Raw genomic sequence first — 13,638 nt, forward strand, 5'->3', positions numbered from 1 at the left:
AGAGTTTTTCAACGGAATAGGCGAATAGCCGGCCTTAGTTGTGTAACCTATCAAGGTCCGCTATACAGAAAAGACCGGACGAGTCCTCGTGAACTCTGCCCAGATCCATTTCCAGCTTTTTCTGAGAAATTTCCAGGTTATACTGAGAACTTACAAAAGGAAAGTGGTGGGCCCGGAGGGACTCGAACCCCCGACCAAGCCGTTATGAGCGGCCGGCTCTAACCAGCTGAGCTACAGGCCCAAACCACGGAGCGTTAGGTAGCAAACTCTTTCCCCGATGGGTAGTGAAAAATGACGCGCGCGGTTAAAGCGCGTCAATCTCTTCCTTCAGGCGTGTGCTTCTGTCGGTCACGATGCGCTCCAACACGTCAACGCGCTTCTTCAGCGCGGCGATCTCGGCCCGGGCGTCACCGTCCAGTCCGGCGGCCTTTGCCTTGACGGCATCCGCCTTGATTTTCATCCAGTGCATCACGCCCGCGAATATGAACGATCCGAAAATGATCGCCAGAACAAAGTCTTGTCCGCTCACCTGTCTTCCCCCCTTATGAATGTCCTGCAGCCAGTTGCCCGGTTCTTACAGTGCGTCGATTTCTTGTTTCAGGCGCTCGCTCTTGTCGGTGACAATGCGCTCCAGCACGCGGACGCGGTCTTCAAGCTCTGCGATGCGTTTGCTTGTGGCGTCGTCGGCCTTGTCCTGCCGGGACCTCAGTTTTTCATGCTGCAGTTTTGCCCAGTGCTTAAAGGCGCCAGCGCACATCACGGCCAGAACAATCAGCACCACCATTGAATATTGGTTCATTCCCCACTCCTCGCGTCGGTCTCATTATAGCCGGGGCAAGCCCGCCCCGAAATCTTTATATCTTCCGATATAAGGAGCGCGAAGAGGGTTTGCAATGCATGCGGCCACATTCTAGGGTCTGCTTCAGCAAGAATCCCATACCGACTGGAGGAAACAGAATGTCATCGTTGATGCGCCCCCAATCAGCCATCAAGTCTGCCCTGAAGCCCGCGCTGGCTGCAGGCCTGATGGCCAGCGCCCTGATCGCAACCCTGCCCGCCCGGGCCGCCGACACCACCTGCCCCCAGGGCGCGTGCGACAGCGCGTGGAAAACAGCGTCAAAGGACGACAAGGCCCAGGCCGACGCGTTCGGTGAAACCTACAAGGCTTTCCTGGACAAGGCCCGCACGGAACTGCTGACCGTGGCCGCGATCCGCGCCGAAGCCGAACGCAACGGCTTTGAGGAATGGAAGCCTGGCACACCCGTGACACCGGGTGCGAAATATTTCCATATCAACCGCGACCGTGCCATGGCGCTGATCATCGGCGGCAGCGCCCCCACCAGCGCCGGCCTGCGGATTGTCGCAAGCCATATCGACAGCCCGCGCCTTGAGCTGAAGGGCCGCCCCGTGGATGAAGCCCAAGGCTTTGCCCTGTTCCAGACCAACTATCACGGCGGCATCAAGACCTACCAATGGACCAACATCCCGCTGGCGCTTGTCGGCCGCGTGGACACCAAGGACGGCAAGACTGTCCAGATTTCCATTGGCCTGAAGGGTGACGATCCGATCCTGATGATCCCTGACCTGTCGCCCCACACGGCGCGCGACCAGATGAAGAAAAACGCCCGCGAAGTAGTCGAACATGAAGACCTCGACCCCATTGTGGCGCACGGCCCGCACGGCGAGGACGGCAAATTCAGCGCCAGCGAATGGGTGTTCCGTTTCCTCAAGTCCAACTATGATATCGAGGCGGCTGATCTTGTATCGGCTGAGCTGTCGCTGGTGCCCGCCATGAAGCCCCGCGACATGGGCCTTGATCGTCGCCTTGTGGCCGCTTACGGCCAGGATGACAGGCTGGCGGCCTTCGCCAGCATGATGGCAGCCTTCGACACGAAGCGCCTGCCGCACACCACCATCATCCAGTTTGCCGACAATGAAGAAAGCGGCAATGTGAATGTCTCTGGTGCCTCAAGCACCTACCTGCCGGATCTGGTGAGCGAGCTTGTCTATGCCGAGCTGGGCGAAGCCTACCGCCAGCCGCTGTTCACCCGCGCGCTGAGGGCGTCAAAAGCGCTGTCGATTGACGTCAACCCCGGCGTGAACCCCATGAGCCCAAGTGCATGGGAACTGACGAACGCACCGCGCCTTGGCTTTGGTGTGAACATCAAGCTCTATGGCCGCGGTTTTGACGCCAACAGCGAATTTATCGCCTGGACACGCGCGGCCCTTGATGACGCCAACGTGGCCTGGCAAACCACCACATACAAGGTGGGACGCGCCGGCGGCGGGACGCTGGGCAAGGAACTGGCGAAGCTGAATATCGACACCATCGATTTCGGCGTACCCCTGTTGTCGATCCACACACCAGTGGCGGTATCCGATAAAATGGATGTGTTGGCGCTCAAGAACGCCATCAGCGCCTTCATCAGCAAGGCAGATTAAAAGCTGCCTCCGTCCCGGTGGGTAAGGCCCGCCGGGATGCCAGACCCCGACAATTTTATCCATTCCTTCATATTTCCCCTGATTTGTGCCATACTGCCTGCAGGTAGAATACCGACTGGCGGAGGGGTCCGCCGGTGAACCTATGGGTGCTGAAAATGGTAAACTCGATCAATACGAACGCCAGCAGCTTGCTGGGCGTGCGTAACCTGCAGCGTACGAATTCGCTTCAGGCTAAAACGCAAAATGAAATTTCCACTGGCAAGAAAGTCGACAGTGTAAAAGATAACGCCGCGATCCTGTCGATCGCGCAACTCCTCAAAGCCGATGTCGCGGGCCTCAACAGCGTCAAGGGATCCCTTGACCGGGCGCTCTCCACCACCGATGTGGCGCTGGCCGCCGGGGACGGTGTGTCTGACCTGTTGTTGGAGCTGAAGGAAAAGGCCGTAACGGCCTCTGATCCCGGCCTTGATGATGTCAGCCGACAGGCGCTGAATGACGAATTCGGGGCGCTCCGTGACCAGATCACCTCGATCGTCGACAATGCCGAATTCAACGGCACCAACGCGGTGAAATCCGGCGGCGATGATATTGTTGCGGTCACCGGCGCTGACGGCCAGGGTGTGATCCAGATTGACGCGCAGGACCTGTCGCTCGGCGGGCCGAATGTAACACTGAGCGCCAGCCAGGGCATCAGCTCTGTTGCGGACGCGCAGGCGGCTGTATCGGCGATTGAAGATTCGATCAGCAATCTCTCAAGCTCCCTGTCCCAGTTGGGCGCGGGTGCCAGCCAGCTGCAGGAAACCAAGGATTTCACGGAATCGCTCTCGAACGCCACCGAAGAGGGGATCGGCAATCTTGTTGATGCCGACCTGGGCGCAACCAGCGCCGCTTTCGAAGCCAACCAGGTGAAGCAGGCGCTGGGTATTCAGGCCCTGTCGATTTCGAACCAGGCGCCGGGCGCGATCCTGTCGCTGTTCCGCTAGGCACCATAACCAGCTTCAGAAAAAACGGCCGGAGCTTTGCCCGGTCGTTTTCTATGTCAGTAGGCCATATTCATCCAAGGCCCTGATCATGGGCTGAAGAAATTCTTCATATTCCTTCCAACGCCCAAGACCTTTCGTATTGATGGGCTCCCGCACCTGTTGTTCGCTCAGCGTAAATGAGGGAATATCCAGCTTCTCGGGTGACAGGCAGGCTTCCTTCCACTCCAAACCGCAGAATTCTGTGATCTTACGGGTCATGGATTCCGGGTTTTGAACCAGATCCTCATACTGAACCGTTAGAATGCGGCCTGGTGCCACACTTTTCCAATAGTCCATATAGTCTTCGCACTGCCTGATAGCATGGGCCATTGATTCCTGCTTGGTCGCGTAGGCAAACGTCACCCGCATGAAGCGCTTATAGATTGACCAGCCGATATCCCGTGGGTCACGTTTGAGGTGAATGATCGGGGCTGTAGGGAACATCTTCATGCCCCAGCCCAAATTGGCATAATTTTGTGGCAGTTTATCCGTTACGAACCGGCCCTGAACCCATGTGGCATTCCAATAATCGCTCGCCATGGCTTGCCATGCCTCACTGTCCAGTGCCCGTGGTTCCGGCGCATGTTTACGAAGCACATCCTGGTGATGCCCGGTCGCAACCAGCGCCAGCGCCTTGCTCTCCCCTCCGGCCCGCACCTCGGGCAGAGATGCCAGAATACGTTCCAGCAGGGATGTGCCTGACCGCGGCATACCAACAATGAAGATTGGCTGGCTGGCCGACACCTCAGCAGGTTGTGGCTCGAACATATCTCCCGTGAACCAACCGGTTACGCGAGCACGTACCTGCTCAACCTTTTTCGCGTCATAGGCACGGCCCTTGGAGGCATAACGTTCATGCACCCGGCTGTTTGCCCTGCTGTAGCTTTCAAAAGCTTCACGTGTTCGGTGCAACCTCTCCTGCATCAGGCCGAGGGCATACCAAAGACTTATCGCATTGTCGCCCCCCGCTTGATTGCCATTCAATATGTCTTCGCATCGGGTCACGAGACCTGGAAGGTCGCCCTTGTCCGCCAGATTTGCCAGGCCGCTCCAGGCAGTAGGGTTGCTGGGCCAATGATCCAGCAATTGCAGATAAGCTTTCACGGCCTCGGTCTTCTGGCCGCGCTTTCGCAAACAAGTACCCTTCACCGCCAGCATATCTGGCTGCTGTAGAACCTCACGAGGCAAATCCTTCAAAACCCTCCAGGCACTTTCCAGGTCATTATTTTCGATGTGCAACACCACAAGCCTTGCCAGATCCTTTGGCGGAGCATCGGCCAGCTTAATACACTTGAGGAACGCCTTAACCGCCACAGCAGGATTGCCGCAGTTAAGCGCAAGGCGCGATATCTCACGCCATTGTTCTGGCTCCAACTCAGCCCTTTCAACCAACTGCTCACAAGCCTGGCGCACGCTGATCTCGTCCCTGCCCGCCGACAGAATCTTGATCCTCACCAATGTTTCCTGCGTGCGTTCGCTGGAAATAAGCTTCGGCAATGACTTGGCCGCGATCTTCTGCATCCCCATGACATACATTTTGTCGCACAGGGCCATTTTCAAATGATGCTGATTGTCCCGCGTAAGGCTAAAGGCCTTCCGCACCGCCTGGCGCGCAATATCCTTTTCCCCGATGCCGAACATATAGTCCGCCCACTTTCCCAGCACCACCGGATCATCCGGCAGCTCCCGCAGGGCGTCTGCAAAGGCCGCCCGCAAGGCCGACTGGTCTTCACTGCGTTCGGCCCTGGAAATTTTCTCCAGGTGAAGTTTGCGTGGTTCATTCATCGGTTTAGATTGCCTGTGTTACTGGTTACTCTTCCTGAGGTACACCGCGAGAGGCTGAATTCCAACAGTGAAGCACCCCAGGTTTCTAATTAGTCCTTCGGCCTGACCATCATGCGCCAGCGCCTGAAATCCATGGCAACGACATCAGCCTGCAACAGCACGTCCATGCCCAGGATCATAGCGGGCGCACGGGATGCGCCGAAAGTTGAGAAGACGGGAAGGTGCGCAGATACCAAACGCTGGTCTGTCAGCTGCCAAGGGCCGACCGACATGGCGGGCACTTTGATCACGCTGGCAGCCATCGCCCTGCCGGAGGCAGACACGCTGGCCTGATCATCCGTCATGCCTTCCGGAATGACCTCCTGAAGCGCCTGAAGCGCCGGGCCGTTCAGCACCGTGTGGCCCGAGCCCGTATCGACAAGTGCGTGGATTTCAACGCCTTCGATGATCACAGTAACCGCCAGCGAGCCATAACCCACAGCGCGGGCTTTCAAGTCCAGCCAACCCGCTTCACGCTTCAGGTTGCGGTCGTCATCCAGCCGTGCGCCTGTGCGGTCCAAGAGCAACTGGTGCCCGCGCAACAGATCAATCCCCAGTATACCGGAGGTACCCTCCAACGCGGGGTCGGGCATGGCTACGGTTTCATTGACCCTCAGCGTCTTGCCAAGCGCCTCAAGATCGCCAACCCGGTACAGCTGCATCTCACGCGCGCCGGTCGCTGTCATCACACGACGGGATTTGAACGGGACAGCCTCCAGTTCCAGGAGGCTGACCAGCGTGCGGTACATAACCGTGCGACTGGCGGCGGTATCCAGCAGGAAGGGGAAAGGCCCTTCACCGCCTACGTGCACATCCACCAGCATGCGGCCATGTTCATCCTGTTGCAGTTTCGGCGCCCCGGACACAGAATCTTCTGCGGCCACCAGCGGCTGAAGCACATGACATATGCACAAAAACAGAAAAGGCAGCCATGCACGGCTGCCTTCCCGGATTTTATTCAGTCCAGTCACAAAGCCTGCCTCTAAGTGTCGAGGAAGCTTCTGAGCTGACGCGACCGGCTTGGGTGCTTCAGCTTCCTGAGCGCCTTTGCCTCGATCTGACGGATACGCTCCCGGGTTACCGAGAATTGCTGGCCGACTTCCTCGAGCGTGTGGTCGGTGTTCATGCCAATACCAAAACGCATCCGAAGGACACGCTCTTCCCGCGGCGTCAGCGATGCCAGCACGCGGGTTGTGGTCTCACGCAGGTTCGACTGGATCGCGGCATCCACAGGCAGGATGGCGTTCTTGTCTTCGATAAAGTCACCCAGGTGGCTGTCTTCCTCGTCGCCGATTGGCGTTTCAAGGGAGATTGGCTCCTTGGCGATCTTCATCACCTTGCGCACTTTCTCAAGCGGCATGGACAGACGCTCCGCCAGTTCTTCCGGCGTGGCTTCGCGGCCAATTTCGTGCAGCATCTGGCGGCCTGTGCGCACCAGTTTGTTGATCGTCTCAATCATATGCACCGGAATACGGATGGTGCGCGCCTGGTCGGCGATCGAGCGGGTGATGGCCTGCCTGATCCACCAAGTGGCGTAGGTCGAGAATTTGTAACCGCGGCGGTATTCGAACTTGTCCACCGCCTTCATCAGGCCGATGTTACCTTCCTGAATCAGATCCAGGAATTGCAGGCCACGGTTGGTGTATTTCTTGGCGATCGAGATCACCAGACGGAGGTTGGCCTCCACCATTTCCTTCTTGGCGATACGGGCTTCTTTTTCGCCCTTCTGCACCGTGCGAACAATACGGCGGAATTCGTTCACATGCAGGCCTGTGCGGCCGACAACTTCGCTCACCTGGTCGCGAATGTTGTTGATGGCACTGCCTTCGTTGAGGACAAAAGCCGCCCAACCCTTGCCTTTGAGCTTGCCAACGCGCTCAGCCCAACCGTCTTCAAGTTCGTTGCCCTGATACTCGTCCAGGAAAGCTGTACGGGAAACCTTGTGGCTTTCAGCCAGACGAAGCAGGCGACCAGAGAGGCTCATCAGGCGCTTGTTCAGGCCGTAAAGTTCGTCTACCAGCTCTTCGATCCGCATGTTGTTGAACCGTACGGAGCTCACAAGCTCGATCAGGTCTTCGCGCAGCTTCTTGAAGCGGCGCTCCTGCGCGGTCGACAGAGTGTCGCTTTGAACAGCTGCCGCAAGTCGGGCATCCTGAAGCTTGGCGTATTTCTTGTAAGTCGCTGTAATCAGTCGGAATTTTTCGATAGTTTCTGGCTTCAGATGCGCTTCCATGGCCGACAAAGACATTGCTGCCTCGTCTTCATCGTCGTCATCATCATTGTTGCTGTCACTATCGTTGTTACCGTCGCCAGCCTCGTCGGAAGACTCGTCATCCTTCTTGGACCCATCGTCTTTCTTGTCTTTGTCGTCTGCGGCTTCGGCACCTTCCTTCATCACGTCGCCGCCGTCCTCGTCTTCAAGGTCGGCGCTGTCTGGTTCTTTGCCCAGCGTGGCTTCAAGGTCGATAATATCGCGCAGCAGCATCTCTTCATTCTCGAGACGCTCGGCCCATTCGATGATGGCGCGGAACGTGAGCGGGCTCATGCACAGGCCCTCGATCATGGTGGCTCGACCGGCCTCGATCCGCTTCGCGATGGCGATCTCGCCCTCACGCGACAGCAGTTCCACAGAGCCCATCTCGCGCAGATACATGCGCACAGGGTCGTCGGTGCGATCGCTCGCTTCCTTCTTGTCTGTGGTCTTGAACTCTTCCTGTTCGGTCTCTTCGGCTTCTTTTTCGTCGCCTTCGGCTTCGTCAGGGTCGTCGCCGTCGGTCACGTTGATCCCCATCTCAGACAGCATGGTCATGATGTCTTCGATTTTTTCGGATGACATTTCCTCGGTCGGCAAGGCAGCATTGAGCTCATCATACGAGATGTAGCCTCGCTCCTTGGCCTTTGCGATCATCTTCTTGACGGCGGCCTCCGTGGTGTCACCAAGGGGGCGAGAGCCGCTTTCCTCAGTGCCGGTTGCCTTGTCGTCTTCCTGATTCGCATCTTTTGCCATGTATTTTTTCTCCAGATCTGCGCGAATCGCAGTCTATACCATATTAATTGAAAGAAAACCTGCCTGATTCGAGCCGGTATCCTTCTTTGTCTGCTACTTTTTCCTCGAGCGCCCGGAATGCCTCCTGCGCCGCGATAAATCGGTCTCTATTTTCTTCTGTCATGTCGGCCGCAAATTCAGCCTCAGCCTGTTCATATGCCGCTTTTGCCGCCGTAATATGCTGGAATCGCGAGACAATATGCTCGAATCCAGTCAGCGCATCCGATAGCGCCGCATCCGTCCAGGCGAACCAGTCATCCCTCAGCGCCCGTTCCGCCAGGAGCTTTTCAAGCGTCGCCATCTCCGGTCTGTCTTCCAGATGGGCAATCACCGCCTCATGGTCAAGGGTCTCACCCGCAGCGGCCTTCTCTAATAACGCATTGCGCAAATCGTCAAGTCCTGATGTGCCGAACTCGAGGCCCGCCACCATTTCTTCATGCTTGATCAGGATTTCGGGGTGGTGCACCAGCGTCAGGATAATCGTCTTCTCCATCCGGTCCGTTACCGGCCGGCCCTTGTCACCCTGTGCAAATGATGTGTGTTTCAAACCGCCGCCCTGTTGCCATGGCTGCATGCCGCCCGCATTCTTCTTCTGGAACCGCTGGTTGCCGCCACCAGGGCCACCCGTACGGCGCGCACCCTGACCGCCCTGCCGCTTGGCCGGGCGGAACAATTCCCAGATCCGGTTCCTGAATTCTGTCTGGTACAGCTTCTTGACGTTTTCATCTTCGATTTCGGAAAGCGTTCCGAAGATTTTTTTCTCCAGCCCTGCCCGCCGCTCTGGTGTGTCCACCGGCACGCCCTCTGTGAGGTTGCGCCACAGCACATTTACCAGCGGATCAGCCTTGTCGATCAGCTTCTCAATGGCGCGTTTACCCTCGCGCTGCACCAGGCTGTCGGGGTCGTCCCCTTCCGGCATGATAATGAAGCGGAGCGACTTGCCAGGCTTGAGCATCGGCAGCGAGCGTTCCACCGCCCGCGATGCGGCGCGCAGGCCCGCGTTGTCACCATCAAACGACAGGATCGGCTCATCCGCCATTTGCCAAAGATGCGATATCTGTTCTTCCGTAAGCGCAGTGCCGAGGGGCGCGACGGCATAATCGATGCCTGACTGTGCCAGCGCAATCACATCCATATAGCCCTCAACCACCATCACCTGCCCGGCATCATAGGAGGCCGCGCGGGCATTGGCCCAGTTATAAAGGGTCGCACCTTTATGGAACAGCGTGGTTTCCGGGCTGTTGAGATACTTGGCCTTAGCGTCTTTACTTAGTGCCCTGCCGCCGAATGCGATCACCCGGCCCTGCCTGTCGGTGATCGGGAACATCAGCCGGTCGCGGAACCGGTCATAGCTGGCGCCGCCGCCCTCGGGCTTGATCAGCATACCGGTTTCAATCAATTGGTCTTCACCAATGCCGCGCGCGATCATGGCGTCCTTGAGGGCGGTGCGGGCGGCGGGCGCATAACCCATGCCGAAGCGCTCCAACGTCTCATCCGTCAGGCCCCGGCCCTTGATATAGTCATACGCGCCGCGGCCAATCTGGCCCTTCAGCTGCGCCATATACCATTTGGCCACCGTGTCCATGGCCTCGGAAAGCGTGCCACGCTTCTTGTCGCGTTCAATCTGCTGGGGTGTCTGGCGCGGCATTTCCATACCGGCTTCGCCCGCCAGCATTTCCACCGCTTCCATGAACTCCATGCCCTGGGTGCCCATGACGAAATCAAGCACGCTGCCGTGCGCCCCGCAGCCGAAGCAGTGGTAGAAACCTTTCTGGTCATTCACGGTGAAGGAAGGGGTCTTTTCATTGTGGAATGGGCACAGTCCCTGATGCTCGCGCCCATGGCGCACAAGCTTCACATGCCGTCCAACCACGTCGGACAGAGTAAATCTGTGCTTCAGCTCATCCAGAAACTGCGGACTAAGCGCCATAACCACCCACTAAAAGTAAAAACCGGAAGACACCTCTTCTAGCCTAACACACCGGCTGAGAACAGAGGGAATCGATCAGGAAACACCTGCTGCCGATTATGCAATATATTGCTGCAGGTCGACCTCCATCTGGTCCATCTCCTCCTGCAGCCAATCGATGAACAGCGCAACATTTTCACTGACCGGGTCGCCCGCCGTGACGGCGTGAAAACAGAAGCCGTTGCTGGATGGCTTGCCCGGCACGCACCTGAGCCTGCCGTCGATCAGCGCCTGCGCCGCAGTCGCCAGTGGTGCCATACCGATGCCTGCGCCCACCACGGCCGCCTGCACCAAGAGGCCAGAGTGGCTGTAGGTCTTGCCGAAATCAGGGTCCTCAAGCTCCACCCCGTTATGCTCCAGCCAGCCGTTCCAATAGCTTCGGTCCTCATAGCCGATCAGCGGATAGTCCGCCAACTCATTCACAGTGATCTCCCGCCCGTCCGCAAGGCACGGCGCATACACGGGCATATATTTTTCAACCCGCATGGGTGTTACGCCCGCTGGCAGCTTGCCAAGCCAGCCGCCCCGGATGGCCAGGTCGTAGCCTTCAGCGACGACATCAACCTGGTGATCGTCCGCATTCAGCCGGATATCGATTTCCGGGTGTGCCATGGAAAAACGCGGCAGGCGCGGAATGAGCCACTGGATAGCGAAGGAATGATAAGCGGAAAGACGGATCACATTGGGCTCGTGTCGGCGCATCAGCGTGGTGACCTTGTCGTCAATACCTTCAAGCGCCTGCTTGACCGCTTTCGCCAGCGACCGGCCGGCCGATGTCAGCTCGATCTCCCGCGGCTTGCGTACAAACAGGGCGAAGCCCAACTGTTCCTCAAGCCCCTTCACCTGTTGGCTAACTGCAGACTGGGTCCGCCCCAGCTCTTTTGCCGCCAGCGTCAGGCTGCCGTGGCGCGCCGCCGCATCGAACGCCAGAAGACCAGACAGGGACTGCAGCTTGTAGCGCATATCATTTCCTTAATATTTCTAAGTCAAAGCCTTAAAACTACGAAATTGAAATACTCAAAAAAATACACGATATCAACAACTATAAGAAAACGGAGTCACGATATGCCTAAGAAAATCAAATCTAAAGAAAGCCAAAAGATAAGCTTTTTCTCAAAACTGGCGACCCTCCTGGCGCCGATTGACGAGAAGATCCTGTACAGCAGCAGAAAAATCGCCAGCGAGCAGTCTGACACAGAGACAAGCAAGGAACCTGCGCGACGGAAGCGGCCATACCCCGAAATCCGCCCCATGCAGGTGATCAAAATCTAGGAACGCGGCACGGCAGGGAGACCCCCCTACTTCACTATTCTGCCCGCACGTTTTTACCCCACCGGGTGTGACACCGCCCGGTCAACTGAAAAGGGCGGCTGCCAAACCGGCGCCGCCCTTCTCCTTGAATTCATGCTTTGGTCAGCTGTTAGCTCAGCATGCCCTTGATGGTCTTGCTGGCCTTGGCGAAATCCATCTGACCGGCATATTTATCTTTCATGGCAGCCATGCAGCGACCGATGTCCTTGAGGCCTTCTGCGCCCAGCTCTTTCACGATTGCCTCGCACGCCGCCTTGATCTCATCGTCGGACATCTGCTTGGGCAGGAACTCCTCGATGATTGCAATCTCGGCCTTCTCCTGCTCCGCCAGCTCGCACCGACCGCCCTCTTCATAGGCCTTGATGCTGTCCCGGCGCTGCTTGACCATTTTCGACAGAATATCGGTGATCATGGCGTCGTCATCGCGGTCGCCACCATCTGTTGTCCGAAGTTCTATATCTTTTTCTTTGATCGCAGCCAGAATCAGGCGCACAGTAGAGAGCTTACGCGTTTCTTTCGCGCGCATCGCCGCCTTCATTGACTGATTGAGTTCGTCCCGCAACATAAACACCACCCTGATTTTACGAGTCGGAAGCGCACATCATACCGCATTGCCTACCAGCTGGCAAATCGGAAACACCTCGTAACCCATTGATTTTATTGAGTATTTTTTTAAATTCTTTACTTGACCCCCGGGGCCCTTTTGCTTATTGTCCCGTCAATTTGGCCGACGCCCACTAGGGCGCACAGCGCGCTCTTTTACCGGCTAATCCCTTGATACGCAAGGGAACATGTGTGAAACCATAGGCAGGAGGAACCCGCCCCCATGACCGACTCCACACTCCCCACCCAGCGACCCGCTGAGGATATCACCGCCGCTCTGGTGTTGGCAGACGGAACTGTTTTCTGGGGATATGGATTTGGAAGGGAAGGCGACGCCGTTGGTGAAGTCTGCTTCAACACCTCCATGACCGGCTATCAGGAAATCCTGACAGACCCATCCTACGCCGGCCAGATCATCACCTTCACTTTCCCACACGTGGGCAATGTCGGCACCAACATCGAAGACATGGAACGCGATACGGCGGCCTCACGCGGCCTCGTGATCCGCGAGGACATCACCGAGCCCGCCAACTTCCGCGCCGTGAAGCACCTGAACGACTGGTGCGCCGCGATGGGCCTTGTGGGCATCGCCGGCATCGACACGCGGAAGCTGACCCGCCACATTCGCGATAACGGCGCCCCGAACGGCGTGGTTATATATAATAAAGACGGCAAGTTCGATATCGCGGCCCTTCTGAAACAAGCGGAAGACTGGCCCGGCCTCAAGGGCATGGACCTCGCGAAAGAAGTGACCTGCAAAGAAAACCGGGAATGGACCGGCGCCCGCTGGACCATCGCCGACGGTTACGCCGAACTCAAGGACCCGAAAGCCCATGTTGTAGCCGTGGATTACGGCGCCAAGGATAACATCCTGCGCTGCCTGGCCGCGACCGGCGCGCGCGTCACCGTGGTGCCTGCCACCGCAAGCTTCGACGAGATCATGGCGCTGAAGCCCGATGGGATTTTCCTCTCCAACGGCCCGGGGGACCCGGCAGCCACCGGCGAATATGCCCTGCCCGTTATCCACAAGCTGATTGAAACCGGCCTGCCGATCTTCGGCATCTGCCTCGGCCACCAGCTGCTGGCGCTCGCGTTCGGCGGCAAGACCTACAAGATGCACCAGGGCCACCGGGGGGCAAACCACCCGGTTCAGGACCTCAGGTCAGGCAAGGTGGAAATCACCAGCATGAACCACGGCTTCTCGGTCGACGGGGACAGCCTGCCTTCGAACGTGAAAATCAGCCACATCAGCCTCTTTGACCGCACGGTCTGTGGTATCGAATGCACGGACAAGCCGATCTTCTCAGTGCAGCAGCACCCGGAAGCATCGCCCGGTCCGCAGGACAGCTTCTACCTGTTCGAAGACTTCATGGATCTGATCCAAAAACATAAAAACGCCGCGTAAGCCAAGGGACCTACCA

General features: G+C 57.7%; 12 protein-coding genes and 1 tRNA gene. 4 read left to right on the top strand and 9 right to left on the bottom strand.

What is annotated here, in order from left to right:
* Window positions 1-164 precede the first annotated feature (164 nt).
* The 3 genes from B3Z17_RS03715 to B3Z17_RS03725 all read right to left on the bottom strand — a co-directional run bounded on the left by B3Z17_RS03715 (window position 165) and on the right by B3Z17_RS03725 (window position 799).
* Window positions 165-241 (bottom strand) — tRNA-Ile (locus B3Z17_RS03715).
* Between the two features lie 63 nt (window positions 242-304).
* Window positions 305-529: a hypothetical protein gene (locus B3Z17_RS03720; protein WP_286828598.1), complete on the bottom strand. Its 225-nt coding sequence runs from the start codon at window positions 527-529 to the stop codon at window positions 305-307.
* A 45-nt stretch (window positions 530-574) separates the two neighbouring features.
* The gene (locus B3Z17_RS03725; RefSeq protein ID WP_068303245.1) at window positions 575-799 is read right to left on the bottom strand and encodes a hypothetical protein; all 225 of its coding nucleotides are present in this window, start codon (window positions 797-799) and stop codon (window positions 575-577) included.
* Window positions 800-957: 158 nt separating this feature from the next.
* On the opposite strand from B3Z17_RS03725, the gene B3Z17_RS03730 reads away from it, so the two are divergent.
* Window positions 958-2,442: an aminopeptidase 1 gene (locus B3Z17_RS03730; protein WP_286828599.1), complete on the top strand. Its 1,485-nt coding sequence runs from the start codon at window positions 958-960 to the stop codon at window positions 2,440-2,442.
* Between the two features lie 155 nt (window positions 2,443-2,597).
* Complete coding sequence (locus B3Z17_RS03735) at window positions 2,598-3,425, top strand: flagellin (RefSeq protein WP_068304628.1); 828 nt, start codon at window positions 2,598-2,600, stop codon at window positions 3,423-3,425.
* A gap of 51 nt (window positions 3,426-3,476) precedes the next feature.
* On the opposite strand, the gene B3Z17_RS03740 is transcribed toward B3Z17_RS03735, so the two are convergent.
* The 5 genes from B3Z17_RS03740 to B3Z17_RS03760 all read right to left on the bottom strand — a co-directional run bounded on the left by B3Z17_RS03740 (window position 3,477) and on the right by B3Z17_RS03760 (window position 11,266).
* Window positions 3,477-5,249 carry a tetratricopeptide repeat-containing sulfotransferase family protein gene (locus tag B3Z17_RS03740; protein WP_286828600.1) on the bottom strand — a complete coding sequence of 591 codons (1,773 nt, stop codon included), beginning with the start codon at window positions 5,247-5,249 and terminating at the stop codon, window positions 3,477-3,479.
* Window positions 5,250-5,338: 89 nt separating this feature from the next.
* On the bottom strand, window positions 5,339-6,187 hold the full coding sequence (locus B3Z17_RS03745) for a retropepsin-like aspartic protease (protein WP_286828601.1): 849 nt from the start codon (window positions 6,185-6,187) through the stop codon (window positions 5,339-5,341).
* Between the two features lie 83 nt (window positions 6,188-6,270).
* Window positions 6,271-8,295, bottom strand: coding sequence for an RNA polymerase sigma factor RpoD (gene rpoD / locus B3Z17_RS03750; protein ID WP_286828602.1), 2,025 nt, complete (start codon window positions 8,293-8,295; stop codon window positions 6,271-6,273).
* A gap of 43 nt (window positions 8,296-8,338) precedes the next feature.
* On the bottom strand, window positions 8,339-10,264 hold the full coding sequence (gene dnaG, locus B3Z17_RS03755; protein ID WP_068303260.1) for a DNA primase: 1,926 nt from the start codon (window positions 10,262-10,264) through the stop codon (window positions 8,339-8,341).
* A gap of 96 nt (window positions 10,265-10,360) precedes the next feature.
* The gene (locus B3Z17_RS03760) at window positions 10,361-11,266 is read right to left on the bottom strand and encodes a LysR substrate-binding domain-containing protein (protein ID WP_068303263.1); all 906 of its coding nucleotides are present in this window, start codon (window positions 11,264-11,266) and stop codon (window positions 10,361-10,363) included.
* A 102-nt stretch (window positions 11,267-11,368) separates the two neighbouring features.
* Between B3Z17_RS03760 and B3Z17_RS03765 the strand changes: the two genes are divergently transcribed.
* Window positions 11,369-11,575 (top strand): hypothetical protein, encoded by a 207-nt coding sequence (locus B3Z17_RS03765; RefSeq protein ID WP_286828603.1) that lies wholly within the window; start codon window positions 11,369-11,371, stop codon window positions 11,573-11,575.
* A gap of 148 nt (window positions 11,576-11,723) precedes the next feature.
* Here B3Z17_RS03765 and B3Z17_RS03770 read toward each other — a convergent pair whose 3' ends face one another.
* Complete coding sequence (locus B3Z17_RS03770; protein WP_286828604.1) at window positions 11,724-12,179, bottom strand: GatB/YqeY domain-containing protein; 456 nt, start codon at window positions 12,177-12,179, stop codon at window positions 11,724-11,726.
* Window positions 12,180-12,440: 261 nt separating this feature from the next.
* On the opposite strand from B3Z17_RS03770, the gene carA reads away from it, so the two are divergent.
* Window positions 12,441-13,622, top strand: a complete 1,182-nt coding sequence (gene carA / locus B3Z17_RS03775; protein WP_286828605.1) for a glutamine-hydrolyzing carbamoyl-phosphate synthase small subunit — start codon at window positions 12,441-12,443, stop codon at window positions 13,620-13,622.
* Window positions 13,623-13,638 lie beyond the last annotated feature (16 nt).

The organism is Kordiimonas sp. UBA4487 (assembly GCF_002389025.1).
Classification (GTDB): domain Bacteria; phylum Pseudomonadota; class Alphaproteobacteria; order Sphingomonadales; family Kordiimonadaceae; genus Kordiimonas; species Kordiimonas lacus.

Bases quoted from the DNA above. Each gene is read 5' to 3' on its own strand.
- B3Z17_RS03765 (WP_286828603.1), top strand. From the start codon at position 11,369: ATGCCTAAGAAAATCAAATCTAAAGAAAGCCAAAAGATAAGCTTTTTC.
- dnaG (WP_068303260.1), bottom strand. From the start codon at position 10,264: ATGGCGCTTAGTCCGCAGTTTCTGGATGAGCTGAAGCACAGATTTACT.
- rpoD (WP_286828602.1), bottom strand. From the start codon at position 8,295: ATGGCAAAAGATGCGAATCAGGAAGACGACAAGGCAACCGGCACTGAG.
- B3Z17_RS03760 (WP_068303263.1), bottom strand. From the start codon at position 11,266: ATGCGCTACAAGCTGCAGTCCCTGTCTGGTCTTCTGGCGTTCGATGCG.
- B3Z17_RS03735 (WP_068304628.1), top strand. From the start codon at position 2,598: ATGGTAAACTCGATCAATACGAACGCCAGCAGCTTGCTGGGCGTGCGT.
- carA (WP_286828605.1), top strand. From the start codon at position 12,441: ATGACCGACTCCACACTCCCCACCCAGCGACCCGCTGAGGATATCACC.
- B3Z17_RS03725 (WP_068303245.1), bottom strand. From the start codon at position 799: ATGAACCAATATTCAATGGTGGTGCTGATTGTTCTGGCCGTGATGTGC.
- B3Z17_RS03770 (WP_286828604.1), bottom strand. From the start codon at position 12,179: ATGTTGCGGGACGAACTCAATCAGTCAATGAAGGCGGCGATGCGCGCG.
- B3Z17_RS03740 (WP_286828600.1), bottom strand. From the start codon at position 5,249: ATGAATGAACCACGCAAACTTCACCTGGAGAAAATTTCCAGGGCCGAA.
- B3Z17_RS03730 (WP_286828599.1), top strand. From the start codon at position 958: ATGTCATCGTTGATGCGCCCCCAATCAGCCATCAAGTCTGCCCTGAAG.